The 25,336-nt window shown below is 42.8% G+C and carries 21 protein-coding genes; 8 read left to right on the top strand and 13 right to left on the bottom strand.

Annotated elements, in window-relative coordinates:
- Nucleotides 1–5: 5 nt before the first annotated feature.
- Together msbA and FCV43_RS00690 are read right to left on the bottom strand one after the other, a co-directional pair.
- Nucleotides 6–1,754, bottom strand: coding sequence for a lipid A ABC transporter ATP-binding protein/permease MsbA (gene msbA, locus FCV43_RS00695; RefSeq protein ID WP_136993729.1), 1,749 nt, complete (start codon nt 1,752–1,754; stop codon nt 6–8).
- A 31-nt stretch (nt 1,755–1,785) separates the two neighbouring features.
- Nucleotides 1,786–3,909: a DNA internalization-related competence protein ComEC/Rec2 gene (locus FCV43_RS00690; RefSeq protein WP_240697108.1), complete on the bottom strand. Its 2,124-nt coding sequence runs from the start codon at nt 3,907–3,909 to the stop codon at nt 1,786–1,788.
- On the opposite strand from FCV43_RS00690, the gene FCV43_RS20580 reads away from it, so the two are divergent.
- Together FCV43_RS20580 and FCV43_RS00685 are read left to right on the top strand one after the other, a co-directional pair.
- Nucleotides 3,845–4,021: a hypothetical protein gene (locus tag FCV43_RS20580; protein ID WP_240697112.1), complete on the top strand. Its 177-nt coding sequence runs from the start codon at nt 3,845–3,847 to the stop codon at nt 4,019–4,021. The genes FCV43_RS00690 and FCV43_RS20580 overlap by 65 nt on opposite strands.
- A 19-nt stretch (nt 4,022–4,040) precedes the next feature.
- Complete coding sequence (locus tag FCV43_RS00685; RefSeq protein WP_017054278.1) at nt 4,041–4,550, top strand: DUF2062 domain-containing protein; 510 nt, start codon at nt 4,041–4,043, stop codon at nt 4,548–4,550.
- Between the two features lie 236 nt (nt 4,551–4,786).
- Here the strand turns inward: FCV43_RS00685 and lolE are convergent, their stop codons facing one another.
- From lolE to lolC, 3 genes are read right to left on the bottom strand one after another with little or no spacing between them, the layout of a single operon-like run.
- Entirely contained in the window at nt 4,787–6,031 is a 1,245-nt protein-coding gene (lolE, locus tag FCV43_RS00680; RefSeq protein ID WP_136993727.1) for a lipoprotein-releasing ABC transporter permease subunit LolE, read from the bottom strand.
- Nucleotides 6,032–6,724: a lipoprotein-releasing ABC transporter ATP-binding protein LolD gene (gene lolD, locus FCV43_RS00675; RefSeq protein WP_136993726.1), complete on the bottom strand. Its 693-nt coding sequence runs from the start codon at nt 6,722–6,724 to the stop codon at nt 6,032–6,034.
- Nucleotides 6,717–7,925, bottom strand: a complete 1,209-nt coding sequence (gene lolC / locus FCV43_RS00670) for a lipoprotein-releasing ABC transporter permease subunit LolC (protein WP_113797540.1) — start codon at nt 7,923–7,925, stop codon at nt 6,717–6,719. Before lolC ends, lolD begins: the two co-directional genes overlap by 8 nt.
- Before the next feature lie 176 nt (nt 7,926–8,101).
- On the opposite strand from lolC, the gene FCV43_RS00665 reads away from it, so the two are divergent.
- The 4 genes from FCV43_RS00665 to FCV43_RS00650 all read left to right on the top strand — a co-directional run bounded on the left by FCV43_RS00665 (nt 8,102) and on the right by FCV43_RS00650 (nt 13,828).
- The gene (locus tag FCV43_RS00665; protein ID WP_136993725.1) at nt 8,102–8,674 is read left to right on the top strand and encodes a PilZ domain-containing protein; all 573 of its coding nucleotides are present in this window, start codon (nt 8,102–8,104) and stop codon (nt 8,672–8,674) included.
- 12 nt (nt 8,675–8,686) lie between these two features.
- On the top strand, nt 8,687–12,160 hold the full coding sequence (gene mfd / locus FCV43_RS00660; RefSeq protein ID WP_136993724.1) for a transcription-repair coupling factor: 3,474 nt from the start codon (nt 8,687–8,689) through the stop codon (nt 12,158–12,160).
- A gap of 136 nt (nt 12,161–12,296) precedes the next feature.
- Nucleotides 12,297–13,082, top strand: coding sequence for a peptidoglycan binding protein CsiV (locus FCV43_RS00655; protein ID WP_136993723.1), 786 nt, complete (start codon nt 12,297–12,299; stop codon nt 13,080–13,082).
- A gap of 203 nt (nt 13,083–13,285) precedes the next feature.
- Nucleotides 13,286–13,828, top strand: coding sequence for a GNAT family N-acetyltransferase (locus FCV43_RS00650; RefSeq protein WP_136993722.1), 543 nt, complete (start codon nt 13,286–13,288; stop codon nt 13,826–13,828).
- 105 nt (nt 13,829–13,933) lie between these two features.
- Here FCV43_RS00650 and FCV43_RS00645 read toward each other — a convergent pair whose 3' ends face one another.
- From FCV43_RS00645 to hinT, 7 genes are all read right to left on the bottom strand, one after another.
- Entirely contained in the window at nt 13,934–15,223 is a 1,290-nt protein-coding gene (locus tag FCV43_RS00645) for an NAD(P)/FAD-dependent oxidoreductase (RefSeq protein ID WP_136993721.1), read from the bottom strand.
- 429 nt (nt 15,224–15,652) lie between these two features.
- Nucleotides 15,653–16,192 (bottom strand): alpha/beta hydrolase YcfP, encoded by a 540-nt coding sequence (gene ycfP, locus FCV43_RS00640; protein WP_136993720.1) that lies wholly within the window; start codon nt 16,190–16,192, stop codon nt 15,653–15,655.
- Between the two features lie 110 nt (nt 16,193–16,302).
- Nucleotides 16,303–17,157, bottom strand: a complete 855-nt coding sequence (locus FCV43_RS00635; RefSeq protein ID WP_136993719.1) for a phosphotransferase — start codon at nt 17,155–17,157, stop codon at nt 16,303–16,305.
- A gap of 44 nt (nt 17,158–17,201) precedes the next feature.
- Nucleotides 17,202–17,792, bottom strand: coding sequence for a penicillin-binding protein activator LpoB (gene lpoB / locus FCV43_RS00630; protein WP_017054475.1), 591 nt, complete (start codon nt 17,790–17,792; stop codon nt 17,202–17,204).
- An 88-nt stretch (nt 17,793–17,880) separates the two neighbouring features.
- Nucleotides 17,881–18,270, bottom strand: a complete 390-nt coding sequence (locus tag FCV43_RS00625) for a YcfL family protein (protein WP_136993718.1) — start codon at nt 18,268–18,270, stop codon at nt 17,881–17,883.
- On the bottom strand, nt 18,267–19,595 hold the full coding sequence (locus FCV43_RS00620) for a COG3014 family protein (RefSeq protein WP_431188278.1): 1,329 nt from the start codon (nt 19,593–19,595) through the stop codon (nt 18,267–18,269). The genes FCV43_RS00625 and FCV43_RS00620 overlap by 4 nt, the downstream gene beginning before the upstream one ends.
- Before the next feature lie 237 nt (nt 19,596–19,832).
- A complete protein-coding gene (hinT, locus tag FCV43_RS00615) occupies nt 19,833–20,183 on the bottom strand; it encodes a purine nucleoside phosphoramidase (protein WP_017054478.1) in 351 nt (116 codons plus the stop codon).
- Between the two features lie 258 nt (nt 20,184–20,441).
- Here hinT and FCV43_RS00610 point away from each other — a divergent pair, with 258 nt between their 5' ends.
- Nucleotides 20,442–22,433: a methyl-accepting chemotaxis protein gene (locus FCV43_RS00610; protein ID WP_136993717.1), complete on the top strand. Its 1,992-nt coding sequence runs from the start codon at nt 20,442–20,444 to the stop codon at nt 22,431–22,433.
- A gap of 221 nt (nt 22,434–22,654) precedes the next feature.
- Nucleotides 22,655–23,818 carry a DUF1887 family protein gene (locus FCV43_RS00605; RefSeq protein WP_136993716.1) on the top strand — a complete coding sequence of 388 codons (1,164 nt, stop codon included), beginning with the start codon at nt 22,655–22,657 and terminating at the stop codon, nt 23,816–23,818.
- A 123-nt stretch (nt 23,819–23,941) separates the two neighbouring features.
- Here FCV43_RS00605 and FCV43_RS00600 read toward each other — a convergent pair whose 3' ends face one another.
- Nucleotides 23,942–24,973 (bottom strand): porin, encoded by a 1,032-nt coding sequence (locus FCV43_RS00600; RefSeq protein ID WP_136993715.1) that lies wholly within the window; start codon nt 24,971–24,973, stop codon nt 23,942–23,944.
- Between the last annotated feature and the right edge of the window lie 363 nt (nt 24,974–25,336).

Genomic DNA, 25,336 nt, shown 5'->3' with positions numbered 1-25,336 from the left:
TGCTGTTAATCACCAAACTGGATGCGGTGTAATTGTGCATAAGCACCATCTTTGCTAATCAGATCATGGTGCGAACCACGTTCGATAACTTCACCTTCATCCACGACAAGAATTTCATCCGCGCTTTCAATCGTCGACAATCGGTGAGCAATCACCAACACGGTTTTGTTTTTCTGTAACTCTTCTAGTGCCGCTTGAATCGCACGTTCAGATTCCGTATCCAATGCCGACGTTGCTTCATCAAGAATAAGAACCGGAGCATCACGCAGCAATGCACGGGCGATGGCAATACGTTGTCGCTGTCCACCAGACAAACTTGCACCATTTTCACCAATAATGGTATCTAGTCCAAGTTCCATACCATCAATAAACTCCATTGCATGAGCTTGCTTAGCGGCATGTTCTATCTGCTCACGTGTATACTCTACATCAGCGGCATAGGTAATATTATTAGCTATCGTGTCGTTAAACAGGTGTACGTTTTGTGATACCAAAGCAAAGTGCTCACGCAAATTCTTCAAGCTATAATCTCGAATATCGTGATCGTCCAAACAGATTGAACCAGAGTCGACATCATAAAAACGGGTAAACAAATTCGCAATTGTACTTTTACCTGAACCAGAACGTCCGACTAATGCTACGGTTTTCCCTTGTGGGATAACAAAGCTTACATTTGATAACGCCGGTTTTTCGTTTCCTTGGTATGTAAAGTCAATATTCTTAACTTCAACAATCCCTTTCGGCTTATCGACAACCAATTTCCCGTCATCTTTTTCAGTTTCTAAATCCATCAAAGAAAACAGTGTCTGACACGCTGCCATACCGCGTTGGAACTGTGAAGTTACATTCGTTAAAGCTTTCAATGGACGCATCAAACCAAACATTGCCGAGAAGATGACAGTAAAGGTACCCGCCGTGAGTTCTTCTTTAATTGAGTCGACACTGGCAAGAAACAGTACGCTCACTAAAGCAATAGAAGCAATCATCTGAATAACTGGGTTTGCAACAGCTTGTGCAGCAACGAGCTTCATCGACTGTTGGCGCATCTGGTTGCTCACCGCATCGAAACGCTCTTTCTCTATATTTTGGCCACCATAGCTCAAAACAACTTTATGGCCTTTTAGCATCTGTTCTGCTGAAGATGTCACTTCACCCATCGCTGTTTGCATATTTTTTGAGATCCTGCGGAAACGTTTTGAGACATATCCAATTCCCCAAGCAACAATAGGAGCAACGACTAACAGAACTAAAGATAGCTGCCAGCTATTCCAAAACATCAAAACCAATAAACCAATAATACTCGCGCCTTCGCGAACAATACTCACCAATGCACGGCTCGTGGCTCCAGCGACTTGCTCAGTATCGTAAGTAATTCTGGAAAGCAAACCGCCTGTTGATTCTTTATCAAAAAAGCTCACTGGCATATGCATGAAATGATTAAAAACCTTACGGCGAATAAGCATGACCACATTGCCCGAAACCCAACTCAAACAGTATGTTGAGACAAACCCACTTAAACCACGAATAAACATCATCGCGAAAATAATAAAAGGTAATATTTTCAAGAAATCAGATTCAGCGTTACCAAACCCTTCATCAAGTAAAGGTTTGAGCAGTGAAATCATGTAGGTATCCGCAACGGCACTTATAACAAGCGCGACAACGGCCGCAGCAAGCCCTGTCTTATATTGACGAATATAAGCCCAAAGTCGTTTAAAGGTGTGCCAAGTGTTTTCATCTTGTAGTTCAGACATGGATATACTTTATTTACTGAGAATATTCCTTCTATTCTACTCCCTTACGCAGCATCTGCCTATACCATGCTTGGTTACCTTCCCCTCTTAAACTCCTGACTTTCCATCCGTTTGAATAAAAAAACAGCGATACTTGCCCTGAATGTCCAGTATCGAGCCAGTTGCTCCCTATTTTTTGGTAGTTGGCTAGTACTTGATCGGCTGGCATTTTCCATCGACTTCCTTTATCTAGGGATGCCACCGCTAATTGAGGTTTAATTGCATTCAAAAAGCCCATTGTCGATGATGTGATACTGCCATGATGTGGGACAATCATAATATCACTGGCAAGTAGATTGGGTTTACGCCGCAATATCCATTCGCTCACAGCATCCACATCACCAGTGAGTAACACTTTAACGCCACTTCTTTCATCTGAGATTCTAATCACACAAGAGTGAGGATTGAATGATCGGCTCACTTGTTTCGGAGGCCAGACAACGTCAAACATCAAACCCTGCCATTGCCAATGGTCCCCCTGCTTACAACTTTGATAACCCTTTATATTTTGGCTTGCGCGACGCCAGAGCGGAGACAGCTTTGAGTCAACCTGATATCGGCCACCAGCATGATCAGAATCTAAATGACTGAGTATTAACCCATCAATACCTGAAATGCCCCGAGACGTCAGAACGGGTTGCACAACAGATTCAACAATGCTGCCACCCATCCACGCCTTTCCAGTGTCGTACAGAATAACGCTGCCCTCTTTTTCAATAACAATCGCTAACCCATGGCCCACATCTAAAATGTCCATCCGCCAGCGTAAATCATCATCATTAAAGCTCACCCATGATAGATATACGGCCAATAATAGAACGTTGACCCGACCCGAAAATAGAGTCGAAAACGTAAACATTAACGTTAAAAACAGTATCAATTGGGCCACTTCACGCGAAACAGATAACCAAGTAAGGTCTGCGTATTGAATGGCCCAAATCATCAGTTCTAAAGCTTTATCAACGGCCCACCATGCTTCATTACTGAAAGATGGAGCAGCAACCGTTAGCATCAAGCAAGCGAACAGCAGCGGAACAACGACCAAGCTAAACCAAGGTACAAAAAAGAGGTTATATAGCGCACTGCTCACACTCATTCCGCCAAAGAAGAAAATGGTTATGGGTGTCATAAATATCAATAAATACAGCTGAGCAGAAATAAGAGTAATAATGATATTGCTCTGGGTAGGGCGCTTAGATAAAGCCAAATAAATAGCAATTACCGCTCCAAACGACATCCAAAAACTATTGGACAATACCGCAAATGGATTCACTGTAAGCACAATCGCCAAAGTTGTGAGTAACAACAGCCATGAGGAAAACTGCACTCGGCTCAACAAACATAAGCTCAGGATAAGACACATCAGAAAAGCTCTTTGAGTCGGGAGTGTAAAACCTGCGAGCCACGCATAACAATATGCAAAGTTGATAGCCATAAATACTGGGAGCCACAACCACCGAGAATGAAACAGTCGGCACACTTTGCCGACAAAGTACCCTATTGAATAAGCAATTCCGATATGAAGCCCTGAAATCGCCACTAAATGAATTAAGCCGCTATTTTTTAATTTTTCCCATAAATCATTGGAGATGTTGTCTCGTTCGCCAAATGCTAAAGCCATGATTAGAGAAAAGTTAGGCAAACGCTCGATTTGACTTTCAACCCGTTGAAGCAGCCAACTTCTCATCGATGTCTGTGAATGAACCATATAAACGCTGTTTGCTTTAACTACGGCTTTTGCAACTAAACGCTGACTCACGTAGTACGACTCTTGATCAAACCCAGCCTCATTCAACTGGCCGTAAATAGGCTTTATCGTGACCTGAAACTTAGCAACATCATCAAGTTGAAGCTTAATGGGCGTCAGAATACGGATAGTAGGCCGCTGCAAATAGTTTAAAGTTTGACCATTAATTGATCTGACTACAAAGGAACCTTCATAACCATAACTTATTTGCTTAAAAGAGCTGTCAACTTGCCCTTTTATGGTAATATTCTCGCTGCTTTGGAAAAGCACATTTGTCTGCAACTTTAGGGCATTTCCATGGAGTATGATTAATATTACCCCTAATAAGATGCCGATAACGAACCACCACTGCCTATACTTAAAGCGTATGCTTAAGATGGCAATGATGCTCGGAACAAGCCAGATCCAAGCGGGTATCTCAAGCCAAAGAACCGCTGAAACTGCCGTTGCCGAAAATGAAAATAGAATCCAACTATATTGAAAGAGAGTCATTTTCCCTTATGCCAAGAAAATTCATTAAGCGTTTTATGCCAAATCATGAGGTGATTAAACGCCAGAAAGCGCTAAAAATTTTTGGTAACGTTCTGTATAACCCAAATCTGTGGTGTCTGAACCGACGCTCTGCTGCTGGTGCATTTGCTGTAGGACTTTTCATGGCGTTTGTACCATTACCAAGCCAAATGATCATGTCGGCTGGGCTCGCGATTTTGTGTGGAGTGAATCTTCCACTCGCAGTTGCTCTCGTATGGATCAGTAACCCAATAACGATGCCAGTTCTATTCTATTTCGCTTACAAGCTCGGAGCATTTTTAATGCACGTACCGCCACAAGCGTTTCATTTTGAGCTATCGTGGGACTTCATCATTGCGCAGATGCATACTATCGGTCCTCCATTCTTACTTGGCTGCATGGTATGTGGTGTCTTATCTGCTATGGCTGGTTACTTTGGTATTCGCGGTTTATGGCGCTATTCTGTTGTCAGAAGTTGGCGCAAACGCCAAGCAAGATAAGCCAACTATAAATCTATTCATGTATCAGCTCAGGCTGACATCGTATTTAAAACCAATGAAGTGTTAGAAATGCGAGACATCTATTTATAGACATGAAAGTCACTGTCTAACCGAAATGAAAAAGGACCTATTTAGGTCCTTTTTTGATCGACGACTTTTCGCTTCTAATGCCTTTGTTCATAAAAAGTAAAGGCATAGCAATTAAGAGCATTATAATTGAGCTCGGTATACAAGGCTTACTTCGCGCTTAATACAGATGCAGGATTCAACTTGTTCGCTCGCGATGCTGGATACCAAGTTGCCAGTAAACTAAGCACAATCGCAGTACCTGACACTAATAGTACGTCTTGGAAAACTAACTGGGATGGCAAAAAATCCACAAAGTAGATATCACCAGACAAAAATTGATGCCCCACAAGTGACTCTAGCCCTTTGATCAGTGGCGTTAAATTCAACGCGACAATCACACCAACCACGCTTCCTATCAGACTACCGAAAACGCCGGAAAAGACGCCCTGCCAAACAAAAATTCGTTTAACCAAGCCATCTGTTGCCCCCATTGTCCTTAAAATGGCAATCTCTGCTGCTCGATCTTTAACTGCCATCATCAATGTAGACACAATATTAAAGCAGGCAACACCAATCACTAATACCATCACTAAATACATAATGGTTCGCACTAACTGGATATCACGATAAAGAAATCCATATTTCTGCTGCCAACTGCGTAGATAAACGTAGACATCAAGAGACCCGCCGACTTGACGCACAATCGAAGCCGCATTAAGTACATCACTGACTTTTAAAGACACACCCGTTACGCCCTTCCCAAGGTTTGCATATTGCTGTGCGTCGGAAAGTGGCACTAAGGCTAAGTTATGATCAATTTGACCATTAAGTGAAAGTAATCCTGTCACTTTTACTCGCACACGTTTTGGCGCTTGCACCTTTATCGAACCGTTAGCCGTAGGGATCATCAAAGTCAGGTAATCTCCAACCTTAACACCCAGCTTATCAGCCACTCCTTTACCTAAAATAGTTTGCTGCTCTCCCGGAACGAAATGAGCCCATGCTTGTGGTTCGATAAATTGCGGTAAACTTGAAACGGCTTGTTCCATTTGAGGGTCAATACCCCGCACTTCAATCGCTTTTAACTGTTGCCCTTTTTCAGCCAGAGCCGTTAAACGAATGTATGGTGCTGCCGCTTGCACTTTGTCGTGGCTCGTCGCCTGTTTAATGACATTTTGCCACTCACCAATGGGCTTATTTACACCTTCCAGCTCACCATGGGCGATCACTGACAGCACGCGAGATTGCAACTCTCTTTCAAAACCATTCATCGCCGATAAACCAATGATGATCACCGCGACACCCACCGCAATTCCAATGGTTGAAGAGAGAGAAATAAATGACACAAGTTTATTACGTTGTTTGGCGCGGCTAAATCGACCGCCAATCAGTAACGATAAAGAAGGAAACACCTATTGCGCCTCCTGATTTACGTCAACCAAAAGGCCGTCACGCATATGAAGTTGGCGATCCATTTTTCCGGCTAATTCGCCATCATGAGTCACGACAAGAAAAGCCGTCCCAGACTCTTTATTCAACTCTCGCATCAAATCATAAATCGCCAGCGCCGTGTTGTGATCCAAATTACCCGTAGGTTCGTCTGCCAAGACTAAATCAGGTTTATTCACTAATGCTCTGGCAATCGCAACACGCTGACGTTCACCGCCAGAGAGCTCTGATGGGCGGTGATCAACTCGATGGCTTAATCCTACTTTCTCCAGCAGTTGTTGCGCCGCCGCTTTAGCTTCTGACGACTTCATGCCACCAATTAATAACGGCATCGCCACATTTTCTAACGCAGAGAAATCAGAAAGAAGGTGATGAAATTGATAAACAAACCCCAAATGACGATTTCGCACTTTCGCTTGCTTATTCGAGCTTAACGTCGCGAGGTCATGATCCAGAAAAGTCACCTTGCCTTCAGTCGCATCATCTAGAGCCCCTAAGACATGCAACAACGTACTTTTTCCAGAGCCGGATGTACCAATAATAGAGACTAACTCCCCTTTATCGATATCAAAACTGACGCCTTTAAGTACCTCTGTATCTAACGAACCCTCACGATAGGTTTTACGGACAGCACGACATTGTAAAAGATTATTCATATCTGAGGGCCTCAGCAGGTTTAACAGAAGATGCACGATAAGATGGAAAAAGCGTCGCAAGCAGACTAAGTACAATCGCAAGCACCACTACAATCATAATTTGAACAGGATTAATAAGAACGGGGAGTTGCCCACCAAAGGTAAATAGAGCCACACCCATACCTTCCAGCAGTGGGTTCAAGTTATCAGCAAGCAAGACACCTAAGGCCCCCCCGGTTAATGCACCGATGACACCACTACTCGCACCTTGCACCATAAATATCGACAGAATCTGGCCATTGGTCATACCCTGGGTTTTTAAAATCGCGACCTCGGCTTGTTTTTCCATAACGACCATAATTAACGCAGAAATAATATTAAACGCTGCGACACCGATGATCAGCCCGAGCATTAAGCCCATCATGTTTTTTTCCATCCGAACCGCTTGAAATAGCTCACCACGTTGTTCACGCCAATCACTCCACACCCAACCGTCAGGCAATGGCGTATTGGAAAGCGCTGAAACTGAGAATGGGTCATCAAAAAACAGACGCCAGCCTGAGATCGTGTCACGCTTAAACTTCATCAATCGACCCGCATCTTGTATATGCGAAACCATTAGTTGAGCATCAACATCAGAGCCAGTATTGAATATACCCGCAACCGTAAAGTTACGTTGACTCGGCATCCGACCTAAAGGCGTAAACTGACTTGCGCTTGTCACCATCAAACGAACTCTGTCTCCTACCGACACATTGAGCGAACGCGCCAAAGTATGACCAACGAAGACTCGATACTCGCCGGCTTTCAGGTTACTTAACCGGCCTGCAATCAAATAGTCTTGAATCGGATCATTATCCGTCGGCTCAATACCAATCAACATACCCGCAGAAAGCTGAGATGAACTCTGAATAACCGCTTCACTGCGAACAATCGGCTCAACATGCTTATCCTTAGATAACTGGCGAATAAACTCAGGAGACTCATCCAAGCGCGGCGTTTTTCCATCTGTTTGAGAAATCACAGCCTGTGGCAGAACCCCTAAAATTCGTTCTTTGAGCTGAGCTTCGAAGCCATTCATAACGGAAAGTACCGTCACTAAAGACATCACACCAATGGTGATACCCGCAGTAGACATATAAGAGACAAAACGGCTAAATCTGTCTCCAGATCGACCTCTTAAATAACGCAAGCCGATAAATAGGGAAATGGGGTGAAACATAGTCAAAACCAACAATAAGTTATGCGAGATAATGTAACGGTAAACGCTCGATGAGTGTAGCTCTAATTTGTTAACTTCTTATCAAAACGACTCATATCGCGCTGATAAATGTAACTTATCTTGATTAGTTAGCCTACATGACGATAATCAATAGGTTAACTAGAAGGAAGTAGAGTATGACACAAAACGATTTTTTTACTGTTCATCACAGCTTGACGGTCAATATAGAGCCACTGGCTGCGGATTATACTCTGCCATCAATGACGCAGTTTGTTGCAGAAATTCCCGCACCATTTATTGTTGCGAGTGAATTTAGCCAGCTTGATCAGCTAACTGAGAATGCACGTTCTGAACTAAAAAATAACGACTTTAAGCATGTAATCAATTTGCTTGATACACAAAATTCCAAACTCAACTTACTCCTGACATTTATGTTGTCTCAGCAAGACCAAGCAGAATTTCGTGGTCAAACATTAAGCTTTGGAGCCAGTCAGTTCACCTATTTAGCACAGCAGCCTCTCACGGTTGGTCAAGTGGTTCGAGCAAAACTCTTTCTTGAACACCCTCCTGCTGCAATCTACTGTTATGCTAGTGTCACCAGCGTAAAAGAGACTGACAATGGTAGCCATGAAATTCAGATGAAATATGATCTACTTAGAGATTCAGATCAGGACTTACTCATCAAAGCTGCACTATATCAACAGCAAAAATTGCTGCGCCAACGTTCTTTAGATCGAGAAAACAAATAAGTATCCAGCATCATGACAAAATCAGCACTTCTTTCTCTCATTAACCCGAAAGGGATGGGCGATAAAAAACACATAGGCAACCTACAAGGTTCCGCACTCGCCCTTGCCATTGCGGAGCTTGCAGAGCAACACGATAGCCATACTTTGCTTGCGGTGCCCGATCCCCAAATCGCACTTAAATTACTCGCTGAAATTGAGCAGTTCACCTCTGCGCAAGTATCTCTTTTTCCTGATTGGGAAACGCTTCCTTACGACAATTTTTCACCGCATCAAGAGATAATTTCAGACCGCATTGCGCACTTATACCAGTTACCGACCCAAACATCTGGTATCACCATAGTGCCAATCAGCACGTTATTACAGCGACAATCTCCGCGTGATTTCTTAATGCAACACACGTTGATGGTCAAAGCAGGCGATCTATTTTCTCTTGAAAAGTTACGTTTGCAGCTTGAGAAATCTGGTTATCGCCACGTTGATCAAGTTTTCGGTCCTGGTGAGTACGCAAACAGAGGTTCGATCATCGATCTGTTTCCTATGGGCAGTCACGACCCTTACAGAATCGATTTCTTCGATGATGAAATAGACACGATTAGAACGTTTGACCCAGAAAACCAGCGTTCAAAAGAGGACATCAGCGAAATAAGACTGCTGCCAGCGCACGAGTTTCCGACCACTGAAACTGCCATCGAAGATTTTCGTATTCGCTGGCGTCAACAGTTTGAAACCCGTCGTGAACCTGAATCCATTTATATGCAAGTATCAAAAGGAACATGGCCAGCGGGCATCGAGTATTGGCAACCACTCTTCTTCGATGAGACAGAAACCTTATTTGATTACATTGCCGAAGGCAGTCAACTCATCACTATCGGCGATCTTGAAACGTCCATTGATACTTTCTTAGCGGATGTTGATCACCGTTATGACCAACGGAAAATAGATCCGCTAAGACCGTTGCTTGAACCTTCGCAGCTGTGGATGAAGAAAGATGAGCTTTTCAGCCGCTTTAAACTTCACCCTCAAGTTCAGCTTCACATTGATGAAATCACCGCTAAACAGGGTCGTATTAACCTGCCAATTGAATCACTTCCCGATTTAGCCGTGCAGCACAACAACAAAGAACCTCTAGCGGCTTTACGTAAATTCAGTGAGACCTATCAAGGTAAGATTATCTTTTCCGTTGAATCGGAAGGTAGACGAGAAGCGCTTACCGAGCTATTGCAGCAGATAAAGTTACGTCCGATTACCACAGAAAGCTTTGCTCACGCGCTGGCATCAAAAGATAAGTTCAATTTAGTATTAGGTTCGGCTGAACATGGTTTCTCCTACCGTGACGACACTCAACCAGAAAAGAACATTGCCTTTATTTGCGAAAGTGACTTATTAGGCGATCGCGTTATTCAACGACGCAAAAAAGATAAAAAAGCGGTCAATAGCGATACAGTCATTCGCCATTTAGCCGAGCTAAAAGCAGGCCAGCCCGTCGTTCATATTGATCATGGTATCGGCCGATTTATTGGCCTCCAAACTCTTGAAGCGGGCGGAATGCTCACCGAGTACGTAACACTGGAGTATCAAAATGATGCCAAGCTATATGTACCTGTCGCCTCACTTAATCTGATTGGGCGATACTCAGGCGGTGCAGAAGAGACCGCGCCACTGCATAAGTTAGGTGGTGATGCTTGGGTTAAGGCGCGAAAACGTGCCGCCGAAAAAGTGCGAGATGTTGCCGCTGAGCTTCTTGATGTATACGCAAAAAGAGAACTTAAACCCGGTCACAAATTTGCATTAGATCGAGGCCAGTACGCCACATTCAAAGCTGGTTTCCCATTTGATGAAACCGAAGATCAAGCGATGGCGATTAACGCTGTGATGTCGGATATGTGCCAAGCCAAAGCAATGGATCGTCTAGTCTGTGGTGATGTAGGTTTTGGTAAAACAGAAGTCGCCATGCGTGCAGCTTTTGTATGCACAGACAACAATAAGCAAGTCGCAGTATTAGTTCCTACAACCCTGCTTGCTCAGCAACATTTCGAAAATTTCCGAGACCGTTTTGCTAACCAACCGATTCGAGTTGAAGTATTATCTCGATTCAAAAGTGCTAAAGAACAGAAACAAATTCTCGCGGATACCGCAGAAGGTAAAGTCGACATTCTGATCGGCACTCATAAGTTACTTTCAAGCAGTATTTCATTCCAAGATTTAGGCTTGTTGGTCGTCGATGAAGAGCACAGGTTTGGTGTAAGACAAAAAGAAAAAGTCAAAGCGATGCGTGCTGATGTGGATATTTTAACACTCACCGCAACGCCAATCCCTAGAACGCTGAATATGGCAATGAGTGGGATGCGTGACCTATCAATTATCGCGACACCACCCGCAAGACGCCTCGCCATTAAGACATTTGTTCGTGAAAGCGATGACACCGTGATTCGCGAAGCGGTTCTGCGTGAAATAATGCGCGGTGGTCAAGTTTACTTCCTGCACAACCAAGTCGACACCATTGAGAAAGTGGCGGCCGATTTAGAGAAGTTAATCCCTGAAGCACGCGTAACCGTGGCTCATGGGCAGATGCGTGAACGTGAATTGGAAAAGATCATGAATGATTTTTACCACCAACGATTCAACTTATTGGTCTGTACAACGATCATTGAAACTGGAATCGACGTTCCCACCGCGAACACCATCATCATGGATCGTGCTGATAGCTTAGGTTTAGCTCAATTGCACCAACTTCGTGGTCGTGTTGGGCGTTCACATCACCAAGCTTATGCTTATATGCTCACTCCTCACCCTAAAGCGATGACAAAAGATGCCATTAAGCGTTTAGATGCCATCGCCTCTCTTGAAGATCTCGGGGCTGGTTTTACTCTGGCAACTCACGATTTAGAGATACGTGGCGCAGGTGAACTCCTCGGTGATGAGCAAAGTGGTCAAATTCAATCCATTGGGTTTAGTTTATATATGGAAATGCTTGAACAAGCGGTTGAAGCATTAAAAGAGGGGAAAGAGCCATCACTCGATGATCTGCTTCGTGAACAAACAGAAGTGGAGATGCGGATTCCGGCCTTATTACCTGATGAGTATATTCCCGATGTGAATACTCGTCTTTCGATGTATAAACGAATCGCAAGTGTGTCGTCTGCCTCCGATCTTTCAGAGCTTAAAGTCGAACTGATCGACCGATTCGGACTGCTTCCTGATGCCACGAAGAACCTGCTTTCAGTTTCTGAACTAAAAGTCGCAGCGGCCCCAATTAAAGTGAAGAAAATTGAAGCCCACGATAAAGGTGGATATATTGAGTTCTATCCAGATGCTGACATAAATCCAATGTATTTGGTTAAACTATTGCAATCTCAACCACAAAAATTTGCAATGGAAGGACCCACTAAACTGAAGTTTACGATACCATTGGTTGATAGACGCAAACGAATTCAGTTCATCGCAGATCTGTTAAGTGAATTTCGGCAAAATTTAATGCCAGCTTAAGTTAATACCAGCTTAAGTTAATGGCTTGCAATCCAGAGGCTTGCGCTTATCGCGATTCGAGAGCAGCAAGCCTCACGGTAATTAAACTATTTGAAACGAGATATGTAGAGAGTATGTATCTATGACTGGAGTCAAAATGAGAATACTGATCCCACTACTGCTTCTTTTTGTCTCTTTGCCAAGTTTGGCTCAGAGACAATTTGACATAGAAGTGATCATTTTTAAACGTGCGGTAGATGCTGAACAGGTCAATGAATCTTGGCCAAATCAACTACCCTCAATCAAAATGGATAACGTTGGCGATTTCCAAAATTCGGAGTACCGTGGCAAAAAAGGCGTAACCATGCTGCCAGCGAGTGAATATCAACTCACCGACCAACGTAACGCATTGAAAAAACATGCGGGCTTTAAAGTATTGCTGCATACCGCTTGGCGACAAGGTGATGAAGGCAAATCTGCAGCCCCTGTTTTCCATATTCAAGGTGGCAAAGATTACTCTGCTAAATTTAATACCGATGGGTCTGAAAAAATCGCTTTTGTTGATCAAAGCTTGTCTTCTGACAGCATAACTGAAGAGACCATTGACCAGCCACTCTATGAGCTTGATGGAAAGCTGCAAGTTTATGTGCAGCATTACTTGTATGCCGATACAACCTTAGATCTAAAAACACCGAGTGTCAGAGAGGTTACGATTGAAGCTAAACAAGTTGACCTCACTTCGGGTGACCCATTAGAAGTAGAGTCAAATGTTCAAATTGGCAATTTAGAGAATATCTCACCTACGATTGAAGTTGAGGAGTTCTTGAAAAGCTACCGTATGAAGCAAAAACGTCGCATGCGTAGCAGTGAAACTCACTATTTAGACAACCCATTATTAGGCGTGATTATTCAAGTAAGAAAAGTGGCGCAAACAGACTCGTAGAGAGGCTATTTATTAGGCTCGCAGCTCTAATCTCTAAGCTAAAGGACTAAAAGAGTTAAAAGAGCTAAAAGCTGAAAACAAACGAGTACACGTTAGCGTAGATAGGCACCACATTTCGACTCAAGCCAAACTTAAGTATTCCGCTATCGCCCTCATACTTTGAGGGCGATACCTTTTGACCATTTGTTTTTAAAAGGAGAGGTATGAGCCCTGACTTTCAGATCATTACCCAAAGGTTGTGTTTAAGGTTAATCGATCACTCGGAAGAAGAAATTTTTGCTACCGAGGTGGCCCACTCCCCCTCCCTACATCAATGGATTGATTGGTGTACTCCTCACTTTTCAGTCGAAGATAGCCGACAATTTTTACTAGCAACACGATTAAACTGGGCGAAAGCGACCTCTTTTGGGTTTGGTATCTTTCGAAAGTCCGATCAAACGCTTATCGGTATGGTTGCCATTAATGAGTTCTACCACACCTTTAATATGGCGAGTATGGGTTATTGGGTTCTCGATAAACACCAACGCCATGGCTACGCGAAAGAAGCATTAAACGCACTAACAGAGTTCTGCTTTGCAAAATTAATGCTTACCCGCTTAGAGATAGTGTGTGACCCAGATAATATGCCTAGCCAAGCATTAATTGAGCAATGTGGTGGAATAAAAGAAGGAGTCGCTAGAAACCGCTTCCTCTTTAACGGCAAACCTAAAGCTGGCGTTGTATACTCAATCATACCCGAGAGATAGGTAAGTTCGTTACATACTTAAGGTCACTTCAGCTGAAAATATAAAAATAAAAAAGAGCTCACAAGAGAGCTCTTCATTCAATTAAGATCCGGTTTGATCAATCGCTTAATGCAGCTTTAAGTTAGGACGTAACACTCGATTAATTCGACCCACTAGCATCATTAATCCAGTTTTCACAAATCCGTGCAATGCCACTTGGTGCATCCGATACAGTGAGATATAAACCACTCGCGCAATGCGTCCTTCAACCATCATAGAACCTTTGGTTAAATTTCCCATTAAGCTGCCAACCGTTGAGAATCGACTTAACGATACAAGCGAACCATGATCGTTATAAACGTAGTCTTTAAGATCTTTTCCATTTAACTTAGCGACGATATTCGTAAATGCCATACTTGCCATTTGGTGAGCCGCTTGTGCTCTAGGCGGTACAAATTTGCCATCTTGCTGGGTACATTGAGCCAAGTCACCAATAACAAAAATGTCGTCGTCACGAGTCGTTTGTAGGGTATTTTTTACTACTAGCTGATTAATGCGGTTGGTTTCAAGCCCGCCAATATCTTTAATGAAATCAGGTGCTTTGATACCAGCAGCCCAAACCATTATCTGTGCCGATATTTTATCGCCATCTTTGGTTGTTAAGCCTGTTGCATCAGCTTCAGTCACCATAGTAGCGGTACGAACTGTCACGCCGAGATTAACAAGCTCTTGGTGTGCTGCCGATGAGATTCGTGGCGGTAATGCTGGCAGAATGCGCTCACCCGCTTCCACTAAATTGACGTTTAGTTTACTTGAATCAAGATCACCAAAACCATATGTTCTTAGCTCTTTGACTGCGTTATGAAGCTCAGCACTCAGTTCAACCCCAGTAGCACCAGCACCGACAATAGCAATATCTACCGTGCCTTGACCGTTTTTAGCATGCAATTTTAGGAACTGATTGTTCATTTCAGTACGGAATCGGTGAGCTTGCTCTGGGCTATCAAGAAAAATACAGTTATCACGAACACCTGGTGTATTGAAATCATTTGATGTTGAGCCAATCGCCATCACCAAAATATCATATTCAATTTCACGGCTTGGCATTAATAGCTCGCCATGTTCATCCGTGAGTTCGCTTAATACAATCACTTTACGCTCACGATCAATATCCGCGAGGCTACCCATTTGGAAGTCGAAATGGTGATTCTTTGCATGTGCGCGATAGCTTAAAGCATCGACACCCGCATCAAGTGAACCTGTTGCAACTTCATGCAATAACGGTTTCCACAAATGGCTTGCTTTGCGATCAACAAGGGTGATTTGAGCACGATTTTTACGGCCTAAAGTTCGGCCCAATTTGGTCGCCAATTCAAGACCACCAGCACCACCGCCAACAACGATAATTCGAGTCACGATATAATCCTCTACAAAAATGAATAAATGGGGTTCGGCTCGATTACTCCAACCGATAAATTCTCTCTTTGTTTTTCTGTAAAACAGAAATGGGGGTAGAGGTTGTTACTAAACCGTTCATGTTTGGATTTCAATGGTTCTTACTCTCAAAATAGGGGTAAGAACAATAAATGGGTAAGTTTTTTACTTACTCTCAACTTTTTTTGATATTTATCAAAATATTTATAGTTTAGACATTATATAGAGCCAAATTTGCATCGCAACCAGAGATTGACTGTATTTCATTATTATTTGCATGGTTTTGGCTAATAAAAAAGCGATGCCAGTTAAGCATCGCTTTATCTGAAGGTTCTATTTGTATATCGCAGTCTTCTCTGTTTGCCGGAAAAGCCAAACAGACAATCCAAGCTTCAAGCCTAAGAATGTAAACTAAGCTTCTTTGAACGCTTTCATCGCTTGGAGATGTTGAGAGATTTTCTTAAACTTATGCGTTTGAGTTTCATCCCAAATGATTGAGTAGTAATCGTCCAGCTCAGCTTCCGTCTGCTTATTGTCGTGTACGTCATCTTCACGAGTCAAAATAACTAAGCAACGATCCCTGTTCTTCATCCGGTACTGCTCAACGCATTTTGTCGCAATATCTTGATACTCTTCTGGGCGATCAATTCGGCCGACCATATTTCTCTCTGGATGCAAATTAGGATTAAAAATAACCTGTTTGATCCCGCAAAGAAAACCAATGCGTTCAGACCAAAAGCCACCAAGCCCTACTCCACAAATAATCGGATGCGGGTCGTCTGACTGTTCAATGACTTTATGCACTTCTTTCAACAGATGTTGCATGTCATGTTTTGGATGTTGCGTGCTGTAATTAATAAAACGAACATCTTCATCAATGAATTGTAACTGCAACACTTTCTCGTGGTTACCTGGGCTTGTTGAGTCAAAGCCATGTAGGTAAATAATCATAGTACCTCTCCCGTTCCATATTGGTACACTTCATATCAATCTAGCATGAAAGCTAGGGTTTTAAAGGGATAGCTTAAATAATTACTCTATAAGTATCTCGAAAAGTGATCCTAACTACAGAATGTTTGCCTTAACTTATTAGCTTGGTACAAATAATGTTCATCTCCCCATAACTGATGAGCAAGCAAATACCATAGCATTCCCATCATTTTTACTCGGGGTTGCCAAGCTTGTACTCCTTCAACCCAGCCATCTACATCCGCTATTTGCCTAAATAGACAATAGCGATAAACGCTCTCTAGCACAGGCTCTTCCGCCGCTTCAATCGTCAGCATTAAATCTAACCTCGGATCTGAGAGTGTGGCATATTCCCAATCAATCACTTTTAACCCCTCAGCCGTTTTAACTAAGTTATAGCAACCTAAGTCAAAATGGCAAAGTGACAGTTCGATAGCTGGAATATTCGGTGCACTACGCCACTGCTGATAGACAGCCTCAAACTCTGGCGTTCTGAAATTTTGGCTAAGTTGCATCCAGTAGTGATCCACTCTTGCGGTAAAACTAAATGGGATCAGAGGCAGTGCCGACGTATCAAATCGATGAATACTTACCGCCGTTTTTAAAATGGAATCAAACGAAGCGCCTGCAGACATGCATTCGCCTTCAACAAATGAGACTAATAACCCTTGCTCATTCACTAGCACAGGTTTTGGCCCTAAATGTGTCGATTCAATCGCCCGAAGAACTTGAAACTCTTGATGACGAGAAATAGAGAATGCTTGAGATATGGAGGTATGAGGACGCCACACGTAAGATTGATTAGATTCTGTAATCAGCTTCCAGCAGCGATTCGTCAATCCGCCAGTTAAGGTATGAACCGTCACCGGAGGAGTAACAAAGAAGTCATCAAGTGACTGTAAGGTATTATCGAGCTGTTTAGCTTCAATCCACGCAAATCTAGCCACTAGATGTCTTCCTTTGGGTAATATCTAACTTGAGTTATTTCGAACTATAATCCCAGTAAGCTTTTTGATTCTTGCTTACGGATTTCAGTTTCATCTGCCCATTCGATAAGACCGGTTTCTAGATCCATCAGACGCATGGTCATCTTGTAGTAAACATCTTTATCGCTACCTGCATTTTTAACAATGCTCGATAGGTTTCCGTACATCATGTACTGCGCACCAACCATTTTACCAAACTGAATCGCATTGCTTTGATTCACAAGTTCATCGTTGTTTTGGAAATTCAACTGTTCGCGTACCGACTCAACACGGTCCATATCAACAAAACGGAATTTACCTGAATTTAGCATTTTGGTGCTGATGGTATCGGTAATCGATTCAGTATCAATATGTTCACTAGTCTTGTTCTTAATACGCTCAACAAAAACGATTGGACGTTGGTCACGTGTAATAACCGCGACAGAACCAGCCGTCATCATGCTATCAACCATTTCTCCAGCAATTTTTTGTAAATCAGTAGAACCAAAATCAATGGTTGTTGTTTCAGTAGCCTGCGCATCACCGTAGCTAACTTTATTTGAACAGCCACCAAGAATTACGGCCAAACCTAGTAATGCAATCACACTTTTTTTCATATTGGTTCCTTTATCCACCAAGGGTACTCATTTATCTAAATAATTACGGCTTAAAGCGTCACTATTTACAAGCTAACGCCTTAAACATTTAGTCGTTTGAAGCTCGAATTTGAACTCGATATTGGGTGCCATTTGGGTTGACAGAAACCTCTGAAATCGAAAAGCTTTCAAAGCCTCGAACAACAGCCTGACGCCAAGGACCTTGTTTCAAATTGACTTCAAGCCCTGAATCATCATACCAATAGAAGCGGTACAAAATATGCTGATCGCCTTTATACTGACTGCTGAGTTTTACGACACCTCGCGTGTGCCCATCAACTTGTGTCGTGGCAATATCATCGATAATCAAACGACCGCCCAGCACATGATCGCTAAACAGCACTTTCTGCGTTAAGCCATCCACTCGCAACCCAGCGGTATTATCCGCACAGCCCACTAACATGAGTGCTGTTAGCATGCCCAATAACCATCTCTTCATTTTAATCTCCCTAGTTGTTTATGCCACATAATGGCATTTCCACCTTGGCGAGATACCCATACCAAAGTCGTTTGACCTTTAGGTACATTAAACTGATAGCTATGCCCATCAACCTGTAGTGAGTGCTCACCTGCCGCAACAATTTGGCTTGCACTATTCACTTCGGCTGGCAGAGTTTGCCAGCTTCGCGTATCTGGCTGCTCTGTTAACGCATTCCAAACATTGAACAATAAATTCCCAACATCATCACCTTTTGCAGCTTCTTTGCGGATCCTATCTTTAGCTACTACTCGGAGTGCTTGGCGAATCACGATACTCGGCAACCTTTCAGAAAGATCGTTTTGCGCCATTAAGTTAATATTAGCTAATTGGCTAGTATTTACGCGATTGTTATCCAAATGCATGGCAGAAAATCGCTCTGACGCTTGCTTAGGATAATAAGGCAAGGCTAAAGAGTAGATCGCCCCATTACTTCGACTGTCATAAATGGGTAAATCTAAACGCCAACTTTGCATCGCATCAACAACGCCTTGCTCTTCAATGACAATAACTCGCCCTTGATTACTGGTTAGCTTCGTAACTGAGCCGTAACGCTTCGTTAATTTAGCCAGGTCTTGATTCATACCTAGGCGCTTTGCTAAACGAATCGTATTATTAATAATTTCGGTGTTCTCAGGCATAACGGCCAATGCTCGTCGATAATCGACATAGGCGGCATTGGGGTCATTTGACGCTTCGTAAAGAAGGCCTGACAAAAACAGCAAATAACCGTTTTGCACCGCTTGCAACTTTTTCCCTGCGTCTGGGTAATTAGACAGCACACTGCCTAAATTTGGTGACAAGCCTTTAGATCTAATATCGCTTTGTGCCGACTGTAGCTCTTTTTCTCGTATTTTTTTTGCTTGCTCTTGCACTTGATTTGCGCGACGCATTTCAACCAATGCGCCTTCTAAGCTATTCTCTTTCAAATAGTTCAAACCAAGATAGAGATGTAGAAAGCCCAACTCATAATCTGCTGGGGTGTACTCCGTCAAATTATCATTAACCGCTAATGCACCGACACTCGTGACCGAATCGCTCACCGATATCACTGCTTTATCTTGCTGAATTCTGACCGCTCGATCACTTAGCTCTAAACTCGATTTACTTTCTGGAAATTGTTCATTAAGAAAGAGCACTCGCCCTCTCTCAAAATTATCCAAAATGTCACCTGCGGCATAGTCAGGTAATGCGTCTTCAGCTTTTTGATACTGTCCGGTCGCGACAGCTTGATGAACCGCATTATTTTGAGCGCTGTAATGACTAAAAAGATTACCAGCCGACAAGGTCGAACAAGCTGAAATCATGATCGACATTGTCGAAACTGCTAATAGTCGAATCTGTCGTCTCACTTACTTCTCCAAATTACCGGCTTATCACGCCATTGTTCTGTTTGTATTTGTAGCTCTATTTGTAGTTCTATTCGTATGGTCATTAAAGAATAATAGTTGCCAATTGTTTATGTTGACTGATGATTTGTTGAGACCGTCAAAAAACAAAAAAGTTAGGCAACCATTAAAAAATTAACTCATCAACAACGGACCCAATGGGCGACCACCCACTAAATGCATGTGAATATGGTATACCTCTTGTCCACCATGAGAGTTGCAGTTGACGATCAAGCGGTAACCTTTTTCATCAATGCCTTCTTCTTTTGCGAGTTTTTTTGCTACCGTAAACATACGCCCCATCATCGCTTCATCTTCGACTTCGACATCATTAGTTGTAGGGATGAGTTTGTTAGGGATGATCAGAATGTGACTTGGCGCACGTGGGTTGATATCACGAAATGCGGTAACGAGATCATCTTGGTACAACAAATCTGTCGGGATTTCTTTACGAATGATTTTACTGAAAATGGTTTCTTCCGCCATTGAAGCTCTCCAAGATATTTAAGTTTATTACGCAATTAGTATGCTATTTGCTCTTAGTTAGTATGCGCCAAGCATTAATAAATCTCAATAGAAAACACTGTTCATTTATAATAATCGCTATCACATCAATAGTGCGAGGATATTTTTGACGTGTGCGTCAAAGAACGTGTGTCTCACTATCAATACAATGCTAACAATTTTGTTATTTTGAAGACTGTTGGTCTTTTTTTTATTTTTTGTATTTCTAGGGAGAGTTTTATGAAAGGCTCAGTGATAAAGCGAATGTACGCTGGTTTTGCACTGATAATCCTCATGTTAGCCATTACTATTGCGATAATGATGGATGGCATGAGTCAGATTCATTCCAATTTTCAAACTGTATCGAAAACAGCATTACCCTTAGTTTCGTTATCTAATCAAACCAGTGTGCAGTTACTTTCTGCAGATAAATCTTTTAAGGATTTCTTAACGACTCAAAGTGATGAGCGTATGACCGTCATTCGCGGTGAGTTCGCTACGGCAAAAGATCAATTCTCTCAGGTTCTCTCCCAATTAGAGGCCGCAAGTAACAAAGACCCTTCATTAACAGAGCGAATCACGCAATTACGAGAAATGGAATTGCGCTACTTCGCTGAAGCCGCTGATGCTATGAACAATTATGAATCGATGTTCTCTGCTCAAGAAAAAGTGCAAAAATCTTCGCGCAACTTCCAGCGTCTACATTCAGAACTGAGTGTCGGTATGAAAGAGTATGTGAGCGACCAAACCAGCATCTCAGTGAAAGTGATGGCGAAGAGCTATTTCATTAAATTGAAAGATGCAGAAGTGATCACTTCAGATGCTTTAGCAAGTTCAGATACTGCATTTGTTCAAAAGGCGGTAACGAAAAACAAAAAAGCAGTGACTCACCTTAATTACGCATACCGTGGTTTAACCGCGCAGCTTCCATCACTTAAAGATGCCTTTGATGAATCGGTAAAGCAGTTCACACGCGATGTCGGCCAAAAAGGTGGGGTGCTTGATCAGCACAATAACTACCTTCTTGCAAAGCAAGCTCTTTATGAAAATATCGCTAATCTCGCGGCTGAAATTGATAATGCCATGCTGATTTTAGATTCATTCAATGCCACGGCTTCAGAACAACTGAATTCATCATTAGCTGAAGCCGGCGACGTTTATGACCAAGGTGTAATAAAGGCCATCAGTATTGGAGTTCTAGTTACCATCTTTGCTGCGGCAATTGGCTACCATATTTCACATAGCGTTCGCACTCCATTGAATAGCATTTTAAGTGTACTGGAATGCCTCACTGAAGGTGACATGACCAAACGTATTGATGGTAAATTCAGCCTAGAGTTTAGTCGTGTCAGCGGCCACATTAATACTCTTGCTGATAGCCTGCACGATATTCTGGTTAAGCTTAATGATGCCTCTGATAACCTCACCGAGACGGCAGGAACCAACCAAACAACATCGACGAATGCCCAGCAACAGCTCAACAACCAGCGAGAACAGACAGCGAATGTTGCCACTGCGATGACAGAAATGGCGCACTCGGTACAAGAAGTGGCGAGCAGTGCGCAAAGCTCTTTACAGATGGTTCAACAAGTTGAAACGGCATCTGAATCTGGCCGTCAAATCATGAACGACAACATCACCACTATTAACCAATTAGAATCTCGCCTTAATGAGTCTGTAGAAGCTGTTGGCGAATTGCAAAAAATGAGCAGTCAAATTGGCTCTATTTTGGATGTGATCCGTAACATTGCAGAACAGACCAACCTTCTGGCTCTAAATGCCGCGATTGAAGCCGCTCGAGCGGGCGAACAAGGACGCGGTTTTGCAGTTGTTGCGGATGAAGTTCGGGTACTTGCGCAACGTACAACGGAATCTACGTCTGAGATTGAAACGATGATCAGCAATCTTCAGTCATCGTCAAAATCTGCTGGTAAGGTGATTGAAGGCTGTATGAACGATATGGATATGTCTGTCGAACAGGCTTCAAATGCGAATAGTGCGATGGAAGAGATCCAAGCTCTGATTATGGAAATTAGCCAAATGAGTACTCATATCTCACAAGCGGCGGTAGAGCAAAATGAGACGACATCTGACATTGCAAGAAACATTGAAGACATTAATCACATCGCCGATGCTAGCTACCAAGCGATGTCATCTATCGCCCAAGCCAGTGAAAATCTAGCAGGGCTTGCCAACCAACAAGGTGAATTAGTGCACCGCTTTAAGCTGTAATAGAGAATCAATCGACAATGGGCTCAATGTAACTGGTATGAACCAATTGTTCGATTAAAAACATAAAGTCTGTAAAGGTTCTGTAAATTATTGACTAAGGGCGACTTTTCTATGAAGTCGCCCTTGTTTTTTTTACGCTGCGGCATTATATGTCTACTAAGGCTTGCGAATTTCTTTTGATACCTCACTCTAGGCAGGCCATATGACATTAAGGAATACCTATGGCTGTCCATGTTGGCATCATCGATCAAGACCCTATTCGCTTGCTCACTCCGCTTCTTGATAACCGTACGATCAGTACTCACATTGTATTCATTGGAGATGATGATCAAAGACATATCTATGATCGACTAAACGCCGTTCTAGAGAAACGTTCGATCACTTCTGAATTTTTTGAGATACCGACCGCAGTCGATACATCTGCCATTAAAGCCTCAATTCAAACACTGGCTCAAAATCTAAAAGCCCGTGGCGGAGAAGTTAAACTCAACGCGAGTTGTGGCCTACGTCATCGCCTGCTTTCTGTCTATGAAGTTTTCCGTTCTTATCACTGGCCGATTTTTGTTGTTGAACCAAACAGCGACAAACTTTGCTGGCTCTACCCTGATGGGAAAGAAGAGGCGCAAGTTCAAGATAGAATCACCATTGATGATTACCTGACTGTTTTCGGTGCTCGTGGCGAATTTAACACCCACGAACTGCCTCCTCAGCTTGATCAAAAACTTTACGAACTTGGTGAACGTTGGGCGGGAAATGCGTTAGAGCTAGGCCCAGGGTTAGCGACGCTTAATTATTTAGCAACAACCTGCCGCAAAGAACAGAAGCTTGATGTGCCATTATCGGAAAAGCAACAAGGCTATCGTGAGCTCAACATGCTGCTGACTGACTTAGTGGACGCCAATATTGCGACCTATGAAAATGGCATTCTTACCTTTGCCAATGAGGATGCACGTCGTTTCTCAAATGGTGAATGGTTAGAGACTCTAGTTCATAGCACGGTAAAACAGATCCAAGATGAAATGCCTACAATCCAAGACCGTTCGTTAAATGTTCAAGTTTATCGCAACCTTGGTGAGCGCGAAGTTCGCAATGAATTAGACGTTGCCTCAGTGGTCAATAACAAACTGCATATTATCGAGTGTAAAACCAAGGGCATGCGAGATGATGGGGATGACACCCTCTACAAACTTGAATCATTACGCGATCTCCTCGGCGGCCTGCAAGCTCGTGCAATGCTTGTCAGTTTCCGCCCTTTACGCCATAACGATATCACTCGTGCAGAAGATTTAGGACTTGCACTGATCGGCCCTGATGAACTTAAAAACTTAAAACATTTTCTGACCGCTTGGTTTAAAGAAGCTGGCGGATACGATGATTTGCAGTAACGCGTCACAATAGCTAATCACAAAGCCTGGTCACAATAGCCAGTCACAAAAGCCAGTCACAGAAAAAAGCCCAACCATCAATCATGGTTGGGCAAAAGAAAAGGCATAATCTTTTAAACGTTTTTACCAGTAAACACGGGCACCAATAGCAAAGCGACTTTCGCCATCATTCTTCGTTGGACCAACGAAAACGTCAGATCCTTGATTGGTGTAACCTGTGGTTGTACCTTTGCTGTAACCCATTTCTGCATAAATGCGTGACCAGCTATTAAACTTGTGTACCGCACCTAAGTAAGCATTTTTGCCGTCGCCTTCTAAGCTGCCAGCTTTTTGCTCTACATACTCAACACCAGAATACGCACTCGTTTTCTTTGTAAAGGCATATGTACCACCTAAACTGAATGCATTTTCCTTAATTTTCCCAGATGAGTTAAGATCCTCAAGCTGTGCGTTGTAATAAGTGAAACCGACAAGCGCATCACCCATTGTGTATTCGACCGTACCTTCGAAGAAAGTATTTTTTAAATCAGCAACGATATCTGTACCTGAGTTATCTCCGACTACATGACCTTTTGATGTATTGGTACCACCACCAAAGTGTAGAGATAGATCACCCGCTGATGTTCCAGCATAAAGTTCTGTCAGCTCTTGGTTGGTATCGTCTTGATCTAAACCGTGGTTCGCCGCTACCCAGAAGCTATCGCTTTCATAGTTATACTTAATCAACGAGTCATGACGGGCACCTGAAAGTGTCGCATGGCGTAAACCAGTGCCACCAAAGAAGTACGAGTAATCCGCGCCCCAAGTGTCATCCGATACAATCCACTGACGACCTACGGTAATTTTACCGAAATCGCCACTCACACCCGCATAATGCAGGCGGTTTTTCATTGTATAGTCGCCTTTACCTTGCAGACCAAATTCAACTTTACCAAAAACATTAATCCCCTCAACCAACTGGTACTCTGCTTTTACACCCGCTCTTGATGAACCGGCACCAAGGGTGACGTCTTTATCTGGGTTTTTCTTTAGTTCTGTACGAAGCTGACCATAAAATTCAGCTTTGCCTTCATCTGATTTATAGATTTCTGCGGCTGATACGGCACCAGCGACGAAAAGAGAAGGGATGACTACTGCTAGAAGTGTTTTTTTCATTTTACTGTCCTGTGACTTTATTATCCTTAATAGCGCATGCCGTCCTAGCTGCGCCGGGAAAAACTAACAGGTCTATTTTTTTATCACAAGCAGACATATCGAGGCTAGGTAACTAAGAAACCAACAAAAACCGTTAAGTAGCTCGCATAACTGATAAATATCAAAAGGCACATGTATAGCGTACTACTATTCAATTTTTAGTCATTACGAACTAATGGTTAATTGGTTAAATCCTAATAATAAAAGGGCATTTCAATTCATCCAAGTAAAACTGAAGAATAAAAACCCTACAAATCACGCATAAACAAGCACACAATATCAATTAGCATTCATTCCATTTAAAACTATTAAATTCCTTTTAGT

The organism is Vibrio genomosp. F6 (assembly GCF_005146325.1).
Lineage (GTDB): Bacteria > Pseudomonadota > Gammaproteobacteria > Enterobacterales > Vibrionaceae > Vibrio > Vibrio cortegadensis.
Note: the sequence above shows the minus strand (reverse complement) of the source record. Positions and strands in the feature narration are given on the sequence as shown.